12 protein-coding genes are annotated in these 15,731 nt (G+C 65.4%); 3 read left to right on the top strand and 9 right to left on the bottom strand.

The features are described 5' to 3' along the window. Window positions 1-11 precede the first annotated feature (11 nt). The gene (locus NR187_RS10970) at window positions 12-833 is read right to left on the bottom strand and encodes an NAD(P)-dependent oxidoreductase (protein ID WP_249128935.1); all 822 of its coding nucleotides are present in this window, start codon (window positions 831-833) and stop codon (window positions 12-14) included. Window positions 834-921: 88 nt separating this feature from the next. On the opposite strand from NR187_RS10970, the gene NR187_RS10975 reads away from it, so the two are divergent. After that, window positions 922-1,899, top strand: coding sequence for an SMP-30/gluconolactonase/LRE family protein (locus NR187_RS10975; protein WP_211382687.1), 978 nt, complete (start codon window positions 922-924; stop codon window positions 1,897-1,899). 183 nt (window positions 1,900-2,082) lie between these two features. Here NR187_RS10975 and NR187_RS10980 read toward each other — a convergent pair whose 3' ends face one another. Both NR187_RS10980 and NR187_RS10985 read right to left on the bottom strand, forming a co-directional pair. Continuing rightward, window positions 2,083-3,513, bottom strand: a complete 1,431-nt coding sequence (locus NR187_RS10980; protein WP_211382686.1) for an aldehyde dehydrogenase family protein — start codon at window positions 3,511-3,513, stop codon at window positions 2,083-2,085. A 266-nt stretch (window positions 3,514-3,779) separates the two neighbouring features. Then, complete coding sequence (locus tag NR187_RS10985; protein WP_256806452.1) at window positions 3,780-6,143, bottom strand: transketolase; 2,364 nt, start codon at window positions 6,141-6,143, stop codon at window positions 3,780-3,782. Between the two features lie 133 nt (window positions 6,144-6,276). Between NR187_RS10985 and NR187_RS10990 the strand changes: the two genes are divergently transcribed. Beyond that, entirely contained in the window at window positions 6,277-6,738 is a 462-nt protein-coding gene (locus tag NR187_RS10990) for an Lrp/AsnC family transcriptional regulator (protein WP_014497003.1), read from the top strand. A gap of 107 nt (window positions 6,739-6,845) precedes the next feature. Beyond that, window positions 6,846-7,763, top strand: coding sequence for a polyphosphate kinase 2 (gene ppk2 / locus NR187_RS10995; protein WP_256806457.1), 918 nt, complete (start codon window positions 6,846-6,848; stop codon window positions 7,761-7,763). Window positions 7,764-7,871: 108 nt separating this feature from the next. Here ppk2 and NR187_RS11000 read toward each other — a convergent pair whose 3' ends face one another. The 6 genes from NR187_RS11000 to NR187_RS11025 form a co-directional block, all read right to left on the bottom strand. Beyond that, complete coding sequence (locus tag NR187_RS11000) at window positions 7,872-8,951, bottom strand: zinc-binding dehydrogenase (protein ID WP_211382683.1); 1,080 nt, start codon at window positions 8,949-8,951, stop codon at window positions 7,872-7,874. Between the two features lie 60 nt (window positions 8,952-9,011). After that, a complete protein-coding gene (locus tag NR187_RS11005; protein WP_211383524.1) occupies window positions 9,012-9,953 on the bottom strand; it encodes a DMT family transporter in 942 nt (313 codons plus the stop codon). A 187-nt stretch (window positions 9,954-10,140) separates the two neighbouring features. Further along, entirely contained in the window at window positions 10,141-10,980 is an 840-nt protein-coding gene (locus tag NR187_RS11010; RefSeq protein WP_211382682.1) for an aldo/keto reductase, read from the bottom strand. A gap of 324 nt (window positions 10,981-11,304) precedes the next feature. Then, window positions 11,305-14,010, bottom strand: coding sequence for a nitrate reductase (locus NR187_RS11015; protein ID WP_211382681.1), 2,706 nt, complete (start codon window positions 14,008-14,010; stop codon window positions 11,305-11,307). A gap of 14 nt (window positions 14,011-14,024) precedes the next feature. Continuing rightward, entirely contained in the window at window positions 14,025-15,242 is a 1,218-nt protein-coding gene (locus tag NR187_RS11020; protein WP_211382680.1) for an NAD(P)/FAD-dependent oxidoreductase, read from the bottom strand. A 10-nt stretch (window positions 15,243-15,252) separates the two neighbouring features. Beyond that, on the bottom strand, window positions 15,253-15,681 hold the full coding sequence (locus NR187_RS11025; RefSeq protein ID WP_211382679.1) for a globin family protein: 429 nt from the start codon (window positions 15,679-15,681) through the stop codon (window positions 15,253-15,255). Between the last annotated feature and the right edge of the window lie 50 nt (window positions 15,682-15,731).

Raw genomic sequence — 15,731 nt, forward strand, 5'->3', positions numbered from 1 at the left:
CGGTCAAGCGCCTACCGCTTGTTCCAGTCGATGATGCGGCTCGCATCGCCGTCGAACTCGTTGCTGCAGAATGCGCCGCCCTGGAAGTGGTCGCCGACCGGGTCGGGCTTCAGCTTGGCCTGCTCGGCCAGCGCGTGGTCGCGGAAATCCTCGGCGCGGCCGGTGGGGCGGTAGCCGAATTCGTAGGCGCGGTGGTTGTCCCACCAGGCGCGTTCGTTGAGCGAGGCGCCGTAGAACACCTCGAAATGGATGTCGGGATGCTCCAGCCCAATCTGGCAGAGCTGCACCAGATCCTCCGGCTTCAGCCAGATTGCGAGCCGGCGCTGGTCGAGCGGCATGTCGCCGAAATTGCCGATGCGCAGACAGGTGACCTTGAGGCCGTGCTTGTCGGCATAGAGCGCGCCGAGCGCTTCGCCGAACACCTTGCTGACGCCGTAGCGGCCGTCGGGGCGCGGCGTGACGTCGGTGCCGATCTTGTGGTGACGCGGATAGAAGCCGACGGCATGGTTCGAGGACGCGAACACCACGCGCTTGACGCCCTTGCGGTAGGCGGCCTCGAACAGATTGTAGCCGCCGATGATGTTGGCCTGGAGGATGTCGTCCCAGGGGCCTTCGACCGAATAGCCGCCGAAATGGATGATGCCGTCGACGCCCTCGCAGAGCGCCTCCACCTGCGCCATGTCGGACAGGTCCGCCGCCTTGAACTGCTCGTTCGGGCCGAGATCAGCAGGCTTGCGGATATCGGAGAGCAGCAGATCCGGATAGATCGGCGGCAGCAATTTGCGCAGGCGCGTTCCGATTCCGCCCGAAGCTCCCGTCATCAAGATGCGCATGTCAGTCCTCGCTGCTTCAACCGATTTGCCGTCACGTGTCTCTAATGATAGCAGCATTGTCCAGAGGGAACGAAACGAGAGAACCGACATGAATGAGGCATCGTCCCACACCCAGGAGCGGTCAGGCTGGCGGCCGGCGAGCTACTATCCAGATCCGGCCATTCACGCACTCGATCCCCGCTTCGAAAAATACTGGCTGAAGCTTTCGGCGGTGGAACGGCTGACGACCGGCCTGCGCTGGGCCGAAGGACCGGTCTGGTTCGGCGACGGGCGCTACCTCCTGTGCAGCGACATCCCGAACCAGCGCATCCTCAAATGGGAGGAGGAGACGGGCGCGGTCTCGGTGTTCCGCAAGCCTTCCAATTTCGCCAACGGCAACACAAGGGATCGCCAGGGCCGGCTCGTCACCTGCGAGCATGGCGGACGGCGCGTGACCCGCACCGAGTACGACGGCAGCATCACCGTGCTGATGGATCAATTCAACGGCAAGCGGCTGAACTCGCCGAACGATGTCGTTGTCAAATCGGACGGCTCGATCTGGTTCACCGATCCGACCTTCGGCCTGCTCGGCAATTACGAGGGCTACAAGGCCGAGCCCGAGATCGATCCGAACGTCTACCGGCTCGATCCCGCGACCGGCAAGGCGACCATCGTCGCCGAGGGCGTGCTCGGGCCGAACGGGCTGTGCTTCTCGCCGGACGAGAAAATCCTCTACGTCGTGGAATCGCGGGGCGTGCCGAACCGCAAAATCCTCGCCTATGACGTCTCGGCGGATGGTACCACGATCTCCAACAAGCGCGTGCACATCGATGCGGGCCCCGGCACGCCTGACGGCATGCGCTGCGACATCGACGGCAATCTCTGGTGCGGCTGGGGCATGGGCGATCCCGAGCTCGACGGCGTCGTGGTGTTCGCACCTGATGGCGTCATGATCGGCCGCATCGCGCTGCCCGAGCGCTGCGCCAATCTCTGCTTCGGCGGCGTCAAGCGTAACCGCCTGTTCATGGCCGCGAGCCAGTCGATCTACGCGCTGTATGTGAACACGCAGGGCGCGGTGGGGGGATAGGTTCTCGGTCGTCACGCCTCTCGTCATTGCGAGGAGGGCTTGCGACGAAGCAATCCAGACTGTCTCCGCGGACCAATTCTGGATTGCTTCGCTTCGCTCGCAATGACGGCGGTTAGAGATGCCGGAACGAAAAACGCCGGAGCGGTTTCCCGCTCCGGCGTCTGTCTGTTCAGGAGCTAACGCTTACGCCGCGTTGAAGCCGGCGACCGCCTTCACTTCGAGGAAGTCCTCGAGGCCGTACTTGCCCCACTCGCGACCGTTGCCCGACTGCTTGTAGCCGCCGAACGGCGCGGTGCGGTCGTTGGGCACGCCCTGCAGGTTGACGTTGCCGGCGCGGATCTGCCGGCCGACGCGCTTGGCGTCCTCGACCGAAGCGCCCGTGACGTAGCCCGCGAGCCCATAGGGCGTGTCGTTGGCGATTTGCACGGCCTCGGCTTCGTCCTTGGCGCCGATGATGGTCAGCACCGGTCCGAAGATCTCTTCGCGGGCGATCGTCATGTCGGGGGTGACGTCGGCGAAGATGGTCGGACGGACGTAGAAGCCCTTGTTGACGCCCTCGGGCAGGCCCGGGCCGCCGGCGACGAGCGTTGCGCCCTCGTCGATGCCCTTCTTGATCAGGCCCTGGATCTTGTCCCACTGGCCGCGATTGACCACGGGGCCGATGGTGGTGCCTTCGGCGCGGGGATCGCCGGCCTTGGTCTTGTCGGCGACGGCCTTCGCGATCGCGGCGACTTCCTTCATCTTCGAGGCCGGCACGATCATGCGCGAGGGCGCGTTGCACGACTGGCCGGAGTTGTTGAACATGTGCATCACGCCGCCGGTCACCGCCTTCGTGAGGTCGGCGCCTTCGAGGATGACGTTCGGCGACTTGCCGCCGAGTTCCTGGCTGACGCGCTTCACGGTCGGCGCTGCGCGCTTGGCAACGTCGATGCCGGCGCGGGTCGAGCCCGTGAACGAGATCATGTCGATGTCGGGATGCTCGCTCATGGCGGCGCCGACCTCGGGGCCGAGGCCGTTGACGAGGTTGAACACGCCCTTCGGCACGCCGGCTTCATGGAGGATCTCCGCGAAGATCAGCGCCGAGGTGGGCGTGAACTCCGACGGCTTCAGGATCATGGTGCAGCCGGCGGCAAGCGCGGGCGCGACCTTGCAGGCGATCTGGTTCAGCGGCCAGTTCCAGGGCGTGATCATGCCGACCACACCAACCGGCTCGCGCAGCACCATGGCGGTGCCGACCGGCTCCTCGAAATGATAGTTCTTGAGCACGTCGAGCGTAGTCATGAGATGGCCGAGGCCAGCACCGGCCTGGAGTTTCTCGGCCATCGGCAGCGGCGCCCCCATCTCGTCGGACACGGCGGCGCCGATCTCCTTGAGACGGCCCTTGTAGATCTCGATGACTTTCGTGAGCAGCGCGACACGCTCCTCGCGGCTGGTCTGGGAGAAGGTTGCAAAGGCGCGCTTGGCGGCGGCAACGGCCTTGTCCACGTCGGCCTTGGAGCCCAGCGCAACCTCGTACATCGCCTCTTCCGTCGCCGGATTGACCACGGCGGTCGACTTCTTGACGGCGGGATCGACCCAGGCGCCGTCGATGTAGAATTGCATGCGATTGACCATCGTTAACCTCTTCTTGGGGGCTTGGGGGGCGTTTCGGCAGGCATCCTTGCACGAAAGCGCCGACAATTGAACCCGCCATATGCGGGGCCAGCGTTGCGGCGGACGGAGGTTATATGAGCCGATGGCGGGAACGAGGCAAGGCTCCCTCGGTCGTCATTCCGGGACGCGCCCTCTTGGCTCGGGCCCGGACTCCATACTCCCGATGGTGGCTATGGATTCCGGGCTCGCGCTTCGCGCGCCCCGGAATGACGACCCCGTTATTTCCATTACACTGCCATCTTCCGATGCAGCACCGGCGCGCCGGTGGTGAGGCTTTCGGCCGCATCGATGATGGCGTTGGCGTCGATGCCGTAGTGGCGATAGAGGTCGGCGATGGTGCCGGTCTGGCCGAACTGCTCGACGCCGAGCGCCTCGACGCGGTGGCCGCGAACGCTGCCGAGCCAGCCGAGGGTTGCCGGATGGCCGTCGATCACGGTCACGATGCCGCAGTCGCGCGGCAGCGGCGCCAGCAGCTTTTCGATGTGGCTGAGATGCTGCACGCCGCGCCGATCGCGCCGCAATTTTCGCGCGGCGGTCCAGCCAGCATGCAGGCGATCGGCCGAGGTGATCGCGAGCAGGCCGATGTCGCGGCGGCTCTCGCCGATGAAGCCGGTCGCCTCGATCGCTTCGGGCGCCACCGCGCCGGTATAGGCGATCACGAGTTCGGCATTCGGGCCCGGCTTGCGCAGCCAATAGGCGCCGTCGGTGATGCCCTGCTCCAGCTCCGGTGTCATGATCCGCTGCGCCTGCTCGATGCTGCGCGTCGAGAGCCTCAAGTAAACGGAACCACCCTCGCCCGGATCGCGCTGCATGTGGTTGAAACCCCAACCCATGATCACGGCGAGCTCATCGACGAAGGCCGGCTCGAACGAGGCAAGGCCGTCCTGCGCCATGCCGATCAGCGGCGTCGCGATCGACTGGTGCGCGCCGCCTTCCGGTGCGAGCGTGATGCCGGACGGCGTCGCCGCCACCATGAAGCGGGCATCCTGATAGCAGGCGTAATTCAGCGCATCGAGCCCGCGCTCGATGAAGGGATCGTAGAGCGTACCGACCGGCAGCAGCCGCTCGCCGTTGATCTGGTGCGACAGGCCGAGTGCGGAGAGCATGATGAACAGGTTCATCTCGGCGATGCCGAGCTCGAGATGCTGGCCCTTGGGCGAGAAGTCCCAGTTGAAGGTGGAGGGAATTTTCTCGCTGCGGAATAAATCCGCCTTCTCGCCGCGCGCGAACAGGCCGCGGCGGTTCACCCAGGGGCCGAGATTGGTCGAGACGGTGACGTCGGGCGAGGTCGTGACGATGCGGCTGGCGAGTTCACTGTCGTCGCGCGCGATCTCGTTCAGGACGAGGCCGAAGCCCTGCTGGGTCGACATCTGCGCCGATGGCTTGAACGCGAGCTGCGAGGGCACCTCGACCACGGGCGCGGTCAGCCGGCGGCCATCCTGGTTGAACGGCACGCGCGCGAGGAAGGCGTCGAGCTCGGCGGCATCCTGCGCGAGGCCCTCGTATCTGTCCCATTCGTGGCCCGGGCGGATATTCTGGCTCTCGCGATACTTCTCCGTCTGCGCGACCGTCATCAGGCCGGCATGATTGTCCTTATGGCCCTGGAACGGCAGGCCGACGCCCTTGATGGTGTAGGCGATGAAGCAGACCGGGCGGTCGTGGTCGATGGATTCGAAGGCGTCCAGCATGCTCGCCATGTCGTGGCCGCCGAGATTCGACATCAGTGCCAGTAGCTCGTCGTCGCTGCGCTTGTCGATCAGCCTTGTGATCGGGCCCTGGTCGCCGATCTCGTCGTGCAGATGCTTGCGGAAGGCCGCGCCGCCCTGGAAGCACAGCGCCGCATAGAGTGCGTTCGGGCAATTGTCGATCCAGCGCTTCAACGCCTCGCCGCCGGGCTCGGCAAAGGCCTCGCGCATCAGGCGGCCGTATTTCACGATCACCACGTCCCAGCCGAAATTGCGGAACATGGTCTCGAATTTTTCCCAGAGCCCTTCGCGGACGACGGCATCGAGCGACTGCCTGTTATAGTCCACCACCCACCAGGTATTGCGCAGGCCGTGCTTCCAGCCCTCCGCAAGCGCCTCGAAGATGTTGCCCTCGTCCATCTCGGCGTCGCCGACGAGCGCGATCATCCGCCCCTCGCGGCGATCCTTCATCCAGCCATGCGCCTTGACGTAGTCCTGCACCAGCGAGGCGAACAGCGTCTGCGCGACACCGAGGCCGACCGAGCCGGTCGAGAAGTCGACGTCGTCGACGTCCTTGGTGCGGGAAGGATAGGATTGCGCGCCCTTGAAGCCGCGGAAATTCTCCAGCTTGTCGCGGGTTTGGCGACCGAACAGATACTGGATGGCGTGAAACACCGGGCTCGCATGCGGCTTCACCGCGACGCGGTCCTCGGGCTTCAGCACGTGGAAATACAGCGCCGACATGATGGTTGCCAACGAGGCTGACGAGGCCTGGTGGCCGCCGACCTTCAGGCCGTCCGAGTTCGGGCGGATGTGGTTGGCGTGGTGGATGGTCCATGACGACAGCCACAGCGCCTTGCGGGCCAGCGCGGTCAGGGTTTCAAGGCGAGCGGACTCAACGGGCATGGCGATGCTCCGGAAAACAAGGCCCCGATCATACCCCTGCGGAGCGCGCCAAACTTCTCAATTTTTCGCGCCATACCCGCTGATATTGGGATAATTTACCAAAGCATGCCCACAGAATACAGGTTTCATCCCAATGCCGGACCTCGACGCCATCGACCGCAAGATCCTCGCCTTGCTCCAGAACGACAGCCGACTGACCATGCAGGAACTCGCCGACAAGGTCGGGCTCTCGGTCTCGCCCTGCCATCGCCGGGTCAAGCTGCTGGAGGAGCGCGGCGTGATCTCGCGCTACATCGCGACCGTCGACCAGAAGGCGCTGGGGCTGCATGTCAGCGTGTTCATCTCGATCAAGCTGGCGCGGCAGAAGGAGGAGGACCTCAACCGCTTCGCGCGCGCGATCTCGAAATGGGACGAGGTGCTGGAGTGCTATCTGATGACCGGCAACCGCGACTACCTGCTGCGCGTGGTCGCGGCCGACCTCGCGTCATACGAGACATTCCTGAAGACCAAGCTGACCCGGCTCGACGGCATCGCTTCGATCGAGTCGAGCTTTGCGCTGAGCCAGGTCAAATATTCGATCGCATTGCCGGTGTGACGGCTTGCCCGGCCCATTTCGGAACCGGCCGGCCGCCGGTGTCACATGGGCGCAATAAACCCCATCGATGGTCGTGGGGATTGGCACCCGAGCCGAGAGAATGACCCATGACCGCAGCCGATCGCCCCACCACCGCCATGCGCGAGCGCATCTACCAGGAAATGGCCGACAATCTCGACGAGGAGCTGGAGCTCGAGCTGGACGACAGCCGGCTCGACGAGCTCCTGGACGAGAACGACACGCTCAGTCCGACGGTGGATCGCAGGCTCTATTTCAAGGAGTTGCTGCGGCTCCAGGGCGAGCTCGTGAAGCTCCAGGACTGGGTGCAGAGCGAAAAGAAGAAGGTCGTCGTGCTGTTCGAGGGCCGCGACTCCGCCGGCAAGGGCGGCGTCATCAAGCGCATCACCCAGCGCCTCAATCCCAGGATCTGCCGCGTCGCCGCGCTGCCGGCGCCGAGCGAGCGCGAACGCACGCAATGGTACTTCCAGCGCTACGTCTCGCACCTGCCGGCCGGCGGCGAGATCGTGCTGTTCGACCGCAGCTGGTACAATCGCGCCGGCGTCGAGCGGGTGATGGGCTTCTGCTCCGAGGACGAGTACCAGGAGTTCTTCAAGACGGTGCCGGAGTTCGAGCGGATGCTGATCCGCTCCGGCATCGTCCTGGTCAAGTACTGGTTCTCGATCACCGACGACGAGCAGCAGTTCCGCTTCAGCATGCGCATCAGGGATCCACTGAAGCAGTGGAAGCTGAGCCCGATGGACGTCGAGGCGCGCAGCCGCTGGGAGGCGTACACCAAGGCCAAGGAGACGATGCTGGAGCACACGCACCTGCCGGATTCGCCGTGGTGGATCGTGGATGCCGTGGACAAGAAGCGCGCCCGGCTCAACTGCATCGCTCACTTCCTGAGCCAGATGCCGTACCAGGAGGTCGCACGCGTGCCGGTGGTGCTGCCGCCGCGCGTCCGCAATCCGGACTATCACCGCGGCCCAATTCCGCCGGAGATGTACGTGCCGTCGAAGTACTGAAGAAGATCTCGCAGGGTGGGCAAAGGCGCGTAGCGCCGTGCCCACCATGCGTCCGCGCTTGTGATGGGAATGGCGGGCACGCTATGCTTTGCCCATCCTACAGGACCGTCACCGCCACGGCTGCACGATGATCTTGGTGTGCGCCTCGGGATTGGCGAGGTCGGCGAAGGCTTTTGCGACGCCATCGATGCCGATTTGCGCCGTCACCATCGCTGCCGCATCCACCTGCCCTTCGGCGATCAGGCGCAATGAAGCTGCGAACTCGTCCGGCGTGTAGCCGAGCACATACTGGACGTTGAGCTCCTTCATGATGCCGAGCATCGGCTCGCTTTTGTCGCTTTCCATGCAGACGCCGACCACGACGATCCTGGCATCGCGCGGCGCGCCCTCGTACACCTGCTGCAACAGTCCGGGCACGCCGACGCATTCGAAGATGATCGCGGGCTTGAGTGCGGGCAGCATCGCCTGCAGCGGCGGCCGCGCCGCCTTCTCGGCCTCGGACATCTGCGCATGCTCGGCCCAGGTCGCATAGGGCTGCGACACTTTTGGATCGACCACGATATTGGCGCCGAGCCTGGCCGCGAGGGCGCGCCGCGCCGGCGAATAGTCGGCGGCGACGATCGGATGCAGGCCCCTGATCCTGAGCGCCGCGATCACCGCCAGCCCGACCGGACCGCAGCCGATCACGAGCGGCACTTCGCCACCGCTTATGTTGGCTTTCGCCACGGCGTGGACGCCGACGGCGAGAGGCTCGGTCAGCGCGGCATGTTCGGGCGCAAGTCCATTGGGTACTTCGAGCAGCAGCGGCTCGCTGAGCAGCATCGCCGCGGCATAGCCGCCGACATTGTCGTTGGAATAGCCGATGCCTTCGATGCCCTGCGGCGTCACGAGCGCTGGCAGCGAGCAGACGCGTGTGCCGGGCTTCAGCTTGCGCGCGGTGCCGGGGCCGTAGTCGACGATCTCGCAGCAGAACTCGTGGCCGAACACGACGTCGCGGGTGAGGTCCATCGGCTTGCGCCCGGTCTTTCGCGCCATCTCCACCATGCGATGGGCGTGCTGGCGCGCGTGCAGGTCGGAGCCGCAGATGCCGCAGGCGAGCGTCTTGACCAGCACCTGGCCGTTGCCCGGCGTCGGCTCGGCCATTTCGTCGACGATAATCTCACCGTTCCTGAAGATCGCAGCGCGCATCCGGCTCCTCCCGTGTTGTTGGAGCCGTTGATAGCACGAAGCGGAAGCCGTGATATTGCTTCAGGCGTTTGGGGAACGCTCTTCCAGCACCAGGAGCTGGGCACGGCGGACGCGCTCGCGGTGGGCGATGTAGAGACCGCTGGCGACGATGAAGGCCGCACCCACGACGGTCCAGACATCAGGCACTTCGCCGAAGATGAAGAAGCCCAGAATGCTGACCCAGAGCAATTGCGTGTAGGAGAACGGCGCCAGCACCGAGGCGTCGCCGTAGCGATAGGCCAACACGATGATCCACTGGCCGACGGTCGAGGCAACGCCGATCACGATGCCAAGCCCGATTGCAGTCCAGGTCGGAGTCACCCAGACGAACGGCACCATCACACTGAGAATCGCAAGACCCGTGAGCGCGGAATAGGCCATGGTGGTGAGGACGGCTTCGCGGCCGCTCATCATGCGTGTCAGGATCAGCGCCGCGGCCCAGCAGAATGCCGAGATGATCGGGAAGAACGCGGCGACGTGAAACGCGCTGGAGCCCGGCCGCAGGATGATCAGCACGCCCGTCAGGCCGATCGCGGTCGCGATCCAGCGGCGCATACCGACCTTCTCGCTCAGGAAGACGATCGACAGCGCGGTGACGAACAGCGGCGAGACGAAGCCGGTCGCGGACGCTTCCGCGATGGGGAGGAAGCTCAGGCCCGTGATGAAGAACAGCGAGGAGCCGAGCAGCGCGGCACCGCGCATCAGTTGCAGGCCGAGGCGCTCGGTGCGCATCGCATGCAGCGGCGAGCCCGGCAGCATCACCGGCGTGAACATCAGCGCGAACGTCACGAAGCGGATCCAGGTGATCTCGATCGACGGCAGGCTCGTCGACAGATATTTCGCGGTGACGTCGGAGCAACCTAGAAAGATCGTCGACAGCAGCACAAGCGCGATACCCTTGAAGGGATGATCGACGCGCGCAGGAGCACGACGGCCGACGCTCTTCTTCTCGGGCATGGGCACGGAAATACTGTCGAGCCTAACGGCTGCGGCGGGCGGCGGAGTCACGGCTGGAACTCTGGAAAATGCGAATCGGGGACGGCCTTAAAAAACGACAAATGCGCCGGTTTCACAACTTCCGAAAACAGGATGCCGATATGCGCTGAGGTCCGCGCGCGTCAATACTCCGTTAATTTGCCCGTTTGCTGCACTACAGCATTGGTAGGCCGCGCGGCTTCGGACCGCGCGGAAACGCCGCATCCAGCGCAGCAATCTCCTCTTTCGTCAGCATGAGATCGCCGGCCGCGGCATTTTCGCCGGCGTGTTCCGAAGACGATGCCTTCGGGATCGCGAACACCGTAGTCGCACGGGTGAGGAAGCTCAGCGCGACCTGACGCGGTGTCGCACGACGCGCCTCTGCGATGCGCGCCAGCACGGCGCCGCCCTTGCTGCCATCAGCTGGGAAATCGTCATGACCGAACGGCGAATAGGCGACCACGGCGACACCATGCTGCGCGCACCACGGGATCACCGCATGCTCGATCGCGCGTTCCTTCAGATGATAGAGCACCTGGTTGCAGGCGATCCGGCCTTCGCCGGCGACATCGAGCATCTCGTCGAGATCGTCTGCGTCGAAATTGGAGACGCCCCACGATTTGATCTTGCCAGCCTTCACCAGCTCTTCGAAGGCGGCCACGGTGTCTTCCTGCGGATAGGAACCGCGCCAGTGCAGCAGATAGCAATCGAGACGATCGGTCTTCAGCCGCTTCAGCGAGCGCTCGCACGCGGTGATGGTTCCGCGCCGCGAGGCGTTGCTCGGCAGCACCTTTGAAACCAGGAACACGTCGTCGCGCCGGCCCGCGATCGCATCGGCTATGACGAGTTCCGCATCGCCATACATTTCAGCGGTATCGATATGGGTCATGCCGAGATCGAGTCCGCGCTGAAGCGCAGCGATGGCGCGTTTGCGGTCGCCGTGGTCGAGATACCAGGTGCCCTGCCCGATGACGGAGACGTTGGCGCCGGTCTTGCCGAAGGCATGTGTGTTCATGTTCGTCTCCGAAATCTATGTCGTCCTGGCGAAAGCCAGGACCCATTACCACAGGGAGATGTTGCCGCAGTAGATGGTGGCGGCGGTGCGCTTCAGCAACTGATCGGGGCAATGGGTGGACGACGACGGAAAGATAGGAAGCACGCCTCCATCAACCCCGTCGTTGCGAGCGCCCTGTCCGCCGTAGCTCGAAGAGCGAAGGCGGAGGCGAAGCAACCCAGACTGCCCACCGCGGAGGAACTCCGGATTGCTTCACGGAGCCCGTCATCGGGCCGCGCTTCGCGCGGACCCGTTGGCGCGCAATGACGACGGCGAGAGCAGCGCCTAGCCCGCGGCGCCCGCGAGCTTGGCCTGCTTCACCGGCGCAACCTCCGTCGTTGCGATCAGGCGCTTCAGCTCCGGGATGCAGGAGCCGCAATTGGTGCCGGCCTTGAGCTTTGCGCCGATCTCGGCGGCCGTGCGGGCGCCTGCGACGATGGTGTCGCAGATGGTGCCGCGGCCGACGCCGAAGCAGGCGCAGACAACGGGACCCGTCGAAGCTGCGCCCTCACTGGACTTGCCGGACAGCAGCATGCGGCGCTGCTCGTCGGTGACGTGGTCGGCCACGAACAGGCTCTTCACCACCTCCCAATCGCCGGCATCATGCGCGGGGCCGACGAACAGGCAGGTCTCGATGCGGTCGCCCACAAACGACGCCGCGCGGTAGACGCCGCCGCCGAAATCGCGATAGTCGGCGACGTCCTCGCCGGCAACGCTGTCGAGCCAGGCCGGCCAGCGCGACAGATCCGCATTGTCGGCGAACAGATAGCCGAAGCCGCCGCTCACGGTGACGCGGGTCCACATCAGGTTCGGCGGCAGATCGAGCTGCTTGCGCGACAGCGCAAAGCCGCGGAAGACGTATTCATACGGCGCGATCGCGGCCGGCGTCGCCTTGGATTCCGGTTGCCCCGAGAACGGATCGGTGAACGGTGCGACCAGCGCGCCGACGCGGCCGTGCGAGGCATTCATCGCGCTCCAGTGGATCGGCGCGAACAGCGTGCCGCGCTGCTGGCGGTCGCTGACGACGACCTTCAGGATGCACTGGCCGTAATCGGTGGTGATACGGGCGAAGCCGTCATGGGCGATGCTGTATTTGCTGGCGTCGTCGGGATGAATCTCGACGAACGGCTCGGGCAGATGCGCGCCCAGCCGCTGGCTGAGGCCCGTGCGGGTCATGGTGTGCCACTGGTCGCGGATGCGGCCGGTGTTGAGCCGCAACGGCCGCGACGGCCCGGTCTCGCCGCGCAGCGCCGGCACTTCCGGCGCGACGAAACGGCCCCTGCCGTCATTGGTGAAGAAGCCGCCGCCGGCAAAGAAGCGCTCGCCCGGTGCCTCGCCTTCGCGGGCAGGCCACTGCACGGGGTCCAAGGCGTCGAACCCATCATCGGACAGCGCAGTGAGCGCGCCGATATCGAAGTCGCGGCTGCCATTGTTCTCGAACGCCGAGAGCGCCGCGTGCTCGCGGAAAATATCCGCGGCGGATTTGTAATTGAAGCTGTCGCCGAAGCCGAGACGTTTGGCGGTCTCGCTGAGAATCCACCAGTCCGGCCGCGCCTCGCCCGGTGCCGGCAGGAACGAGCGCTGGCGCGAGATGCGGCGCTCGGAGTTGGTGACGGTGCCCGACTTCTCGCCCCAGGCAAGCGCCGGCAGCAGCACATGCGGGCCGGCCTCGACCGTGTCGTTGGAGAGCACGTTCTCGGAGATCACGAACAGCTCGAGCTTCTTCAGCGCTTCGCGCACGAAGTCGGCGTCGGGCAACGACACCGCCGGATTGGTGCCCATCACCCACAGCGCCTTGACCTCGCCGCGATTGATGGCCTCGAACAGCTGTACCGCCTTCAATCCCTCATGGGTGGCGATGCGCGGCGCCTTCCAGAATCGCCTGACACGGTCGATGTCGGGCGGCGTGAAGTTCATGTGCGCGGCGAGCTGGTTGGCGAGGCCGCCGACCTCGCGGCCGCCCATCGCGTTGGGCTGGCCGGTGAGCGAGAACGGCGAGGCGCCGGGCTTGCCGATACGGCCCGTGGCAAGATGGCAGTTCAGGATCGCGTTGACCTTGTCTGTCCCCTGCGCCGACTGGTTGACACCCTGCGAATAGAGCGTCACGACGCGCGGCGTGTCGCGGAACATCTTGAAGAAGGTCGCGATGTCCTGCTCGGACAGCCCCGTCGCCAGCGCAGTCGCGGTGACGCTGCCGGCGATGTTGCGTGCGCGCGCCAGCGCGTCGTCGAAGCCCGAGGTGTATTGCGCGATGTAGTCCTGATCGAGCGCACCATGGTCGACGAGATGCACGAACAGGCCGCAGAACAGCGCGGTGTCGGTGCCGGGCTTGAGACCGAGAAAAAGGTCGACGTCCGTGGCGGTATCGGTGCGGCGCGGATCGATCACGATCATGCGCGCACCGCGCTCCTGCCGGTTCTTCAGCATGCGCTGGAACAGCACCGGATGGCACCAGGCCGCGTTCGAGCCGACGAACACGAGCAAATCGGCCTCGTCGAGATCCTCATAGCAGCCGGGCACGGTGTCGGCGCCGAAGGCGCGGCGATGACCGGCGACCGAGGACGACATGCAGAGCCGCGAATTGGTGTCGACATTGGCGGTGCCGACAAAGCCCTTCATCAGCTTGTTGGCGACGTAATAGTCTTCGGTCAGGAGCTGGCCGGAGAGATAGAACGCGACCGCGTCGGCGCCGTCGCGCGCGACGATGTGCTGCATGCGATGGGCGATGTGGTCAAGCGCATCGCTCCAGGCAACGCGCTCGAGCGCGCCCTTGCAGCGGATCATCGGATAGAGCAGACGGCTTTCCAGCCCGACGGTCTCGCCGAGCGCGGACCCCTTCGAGCACAGCCGGCCGAAATTGGCGGGATGATCGGGATCGCCGACGACCGCCGCGCCGCCCCTGCCGTCGGGGGTCGCCAGCACGCCGCAGCCGACGCCGCAATAGGGACAGGTCGTCTTGGTGGTGCGGAGCGTGGGATCGATCGCTGTCATATCAACCCGCCTTGTCAAGCCGCCTTGGAAGGACGCGCCAGCGCGCGGCCGAACATCATGTCGGTACGGATCGCCGTCACCTTGTCGCGATTGCGGATCAGCTCGAGATACCAGAGCGCATCGACGGTATCGCCGATCAGCACGGCGCCGGTGAGCCGGCCGTCGGCAATGACGAGTTTCTTGTAGGTGCCGCGCCTGCGATCTGACAGCACGAGGCTCTCGCTGCCCTCCCCGCCCATGAAATCGCCGGCCGAGAACACGCTGACGCCCGACACCTTCAGATTGGTCGAGACCACGCTGCCCGGATAGGCGGCGGGCCGACCGGCAAGATGCCGCGCCAGCACGCGCGCCTGCTCGTAGGCGGGCTCGACCAGGCCGTAGCAGGTGCCGCGATGCTCGGCACATTCGCCGAGGGCGTAGATGTCCGGCGAGGCGGTCTGCATCTCGTCGTTGACGACGATGCCGCGGTTGACCGCGATACCGGCATCCCTGGCAAGCGCCACATTCGGCCTGATGCCGGCGGCGAAGATGACCGCATCGGCCTCGATACGCGTGCCGTCGGCAAGTTCGACGGCCTCGACGTGACGTTCGCCATGGATACGGGCAGTCGATGCATCGAGCAGGATGCGGATGCCCTTGCGCTCGACCAGCGTCTTCAGCAGATCGGCCGCGGGCGCATCGAGCTGACGCTCCATCAGCCGGTCCATCAGGTGCAGCAGCGTCACCGGGGCGCCGGCCTTGGCAAGACCGTAAGCCGCTTCAAGCCCGAGCAGACCGCCGCCGACCACGACGACGCGTTTCCTGGCCGCGGCGAGCGTCAGCAGCAGATCGACATCGCGGGTGTCGCGAAAAGTGTGCACGCCGGCAAGATCGGCGCCCGGCACGTTGAGCCGCAGCGGGGTCGAGCCGGTGGCGAGCACGAGCTTGGAATATTCCATGCTCTCTTCGCCTTCGATCTTGAGCTCGCGGCGGCCGGTGTCGATCTCGGTAACGCGATAGCCGTAGCGTACCGTGACGCCGCGATGGCGCCACCAGTCGGCCGGCCGCAGCTCGATCTCGTGCGAGCCGGTCTCGCCGGCCAGCACGGAGGAGAGCAGCACGCGATTGTAAGCGAGCCGCGGCTCTTCGCCGATCACGGCGACCGCGTAGCGGCCGAGCGCGGTCTTGGCGAGCTCGTCGACCAGACGCGCGGCCGCCATACCGTTGCCGACGATGACCAGCGGTTCACTCACAAGGCATCTCCTATTCGGCAGCCTGCGCCTTGGCGCCATAGGCTTCGGACATCATGTAGCCGGACAGCACGCCATAGGCATCGGTCCAGGCCGTGGCGAGTTCGGGCGTCCAGGCTTCGCCGAGCCCCTTCTCCAGGGTCCACAGCAAGGTCGCGCCGACCACGGGATAGTGCTCGGCCTTGGCGCCATAGGCGACGTGACGCTTGGCGAGCGCCGAGGCCGCGGGAAGAATCGAGTCCAGGTTCGACAGGCCGCCGACGACGGCGGCGAGCATGCCCATCAGCTTCTTGCGCTGCTCGGTCATGTCCTCGGGAAACATCGCACGCACGGACGGCGCCACCTCGAACAGGCGGTCGTAGAACAGCACCGCGGCCGTTTCCGATATCGGCGCGACCTTGGCGAAGCTCTGCTGGACGAGGGTGATCTGTTCTGGCGTCATGATATTCTCCTGCCTGTTGGGTTTGCCTTGGTGCGCGCCATTGCGAACCA

This window comes from Bradyrhizobium sp. Bra64 (assembly GCF_024519875.1).
GTDB lineage: Bacteria > Pseudomonadota > Alphaproteobacteria > Rhizobiales > Xanthobacteraceae > Bradyrhizobium > Bradyrhizobium japonicum_G.

What these genes read in the sequence shown, in the direction of transcription:
- NR187_RS10985 (WP_256806452.1), bottom strand. Translation starts at nt 6,143, where the DNA reads ATGCCCGTTGAGTCCGCTCGCCTTGAAACCCTGACCGCGCTGGCCCGC.
- ppk2 (WP_256806457.1), top strand. Translation starts at nt 6,846, where the DNA reads ATGACCGCAGCCGATCGCCCCACCACCGCCATGCGCGAGCGCATCTAC.
- NR187_RS11025 (WP_211382679.1), bottom strand. Translation starts at nt 15,681, where the DNA reads ATGACGCCAGAACAGATCACCCTCGTCCAGCAGAGCTTCGCCAAGGTC.
- NR187_RS10990 (WP_014497003.1), top strand. Translation starts at nt 6,277, where the DNA reads ATGCCGGACCTCGACGCCATCGACCGCAAGATCCTCGCCTTGCTCCAG.
- NR187_RS11000 (WP_211382683.1), bottom strand. Translation starts at nt 8,951, where the DNA reads ATGCGCGCTGCGATCTTCAGGAACGGTGAGATTATCGTCGACGAAATG.
- NR187_RS11010 (WP_211382682.1), bottom strand. Translation starts at nt 10,980, where the DNA reads ATGAACACACATGCCTTCGGCAAGACCGGCGCCAACGTCTCCGTCATC.
- NR187_RS10980 (WP_211382686.1), bottom strand. Translation starts at nt 3,513, where the DNA reads ATGGTCAATCGCATGCAATTCTACATCGACGGCGCCTGGGTCGATCCC.
- NR187_RS11015 (WP_211382681.1), bottom strand. Translation starts at nt 14,010, where the DNA reads ATGACAGCGATCGATCCCACGCTCCGCACCACCAAGACGACCTGTCCC.
- NR187_RS10975 (WP_211382687.1), top strand. Translation starts at nt 922, where the DNA reads ATGAATGAGGCATCGTCCCACACCCAGGAGCGGTCAGGCTGGCGGCCG.
- NR187_RS10970 (WP_249128935.1), bottom strand. Translation starts at nt 833, where the DNA reads ATGCGCATCTTGATGACGGGAGCTTCGGGCGGAATCGGAACGCGCCTG.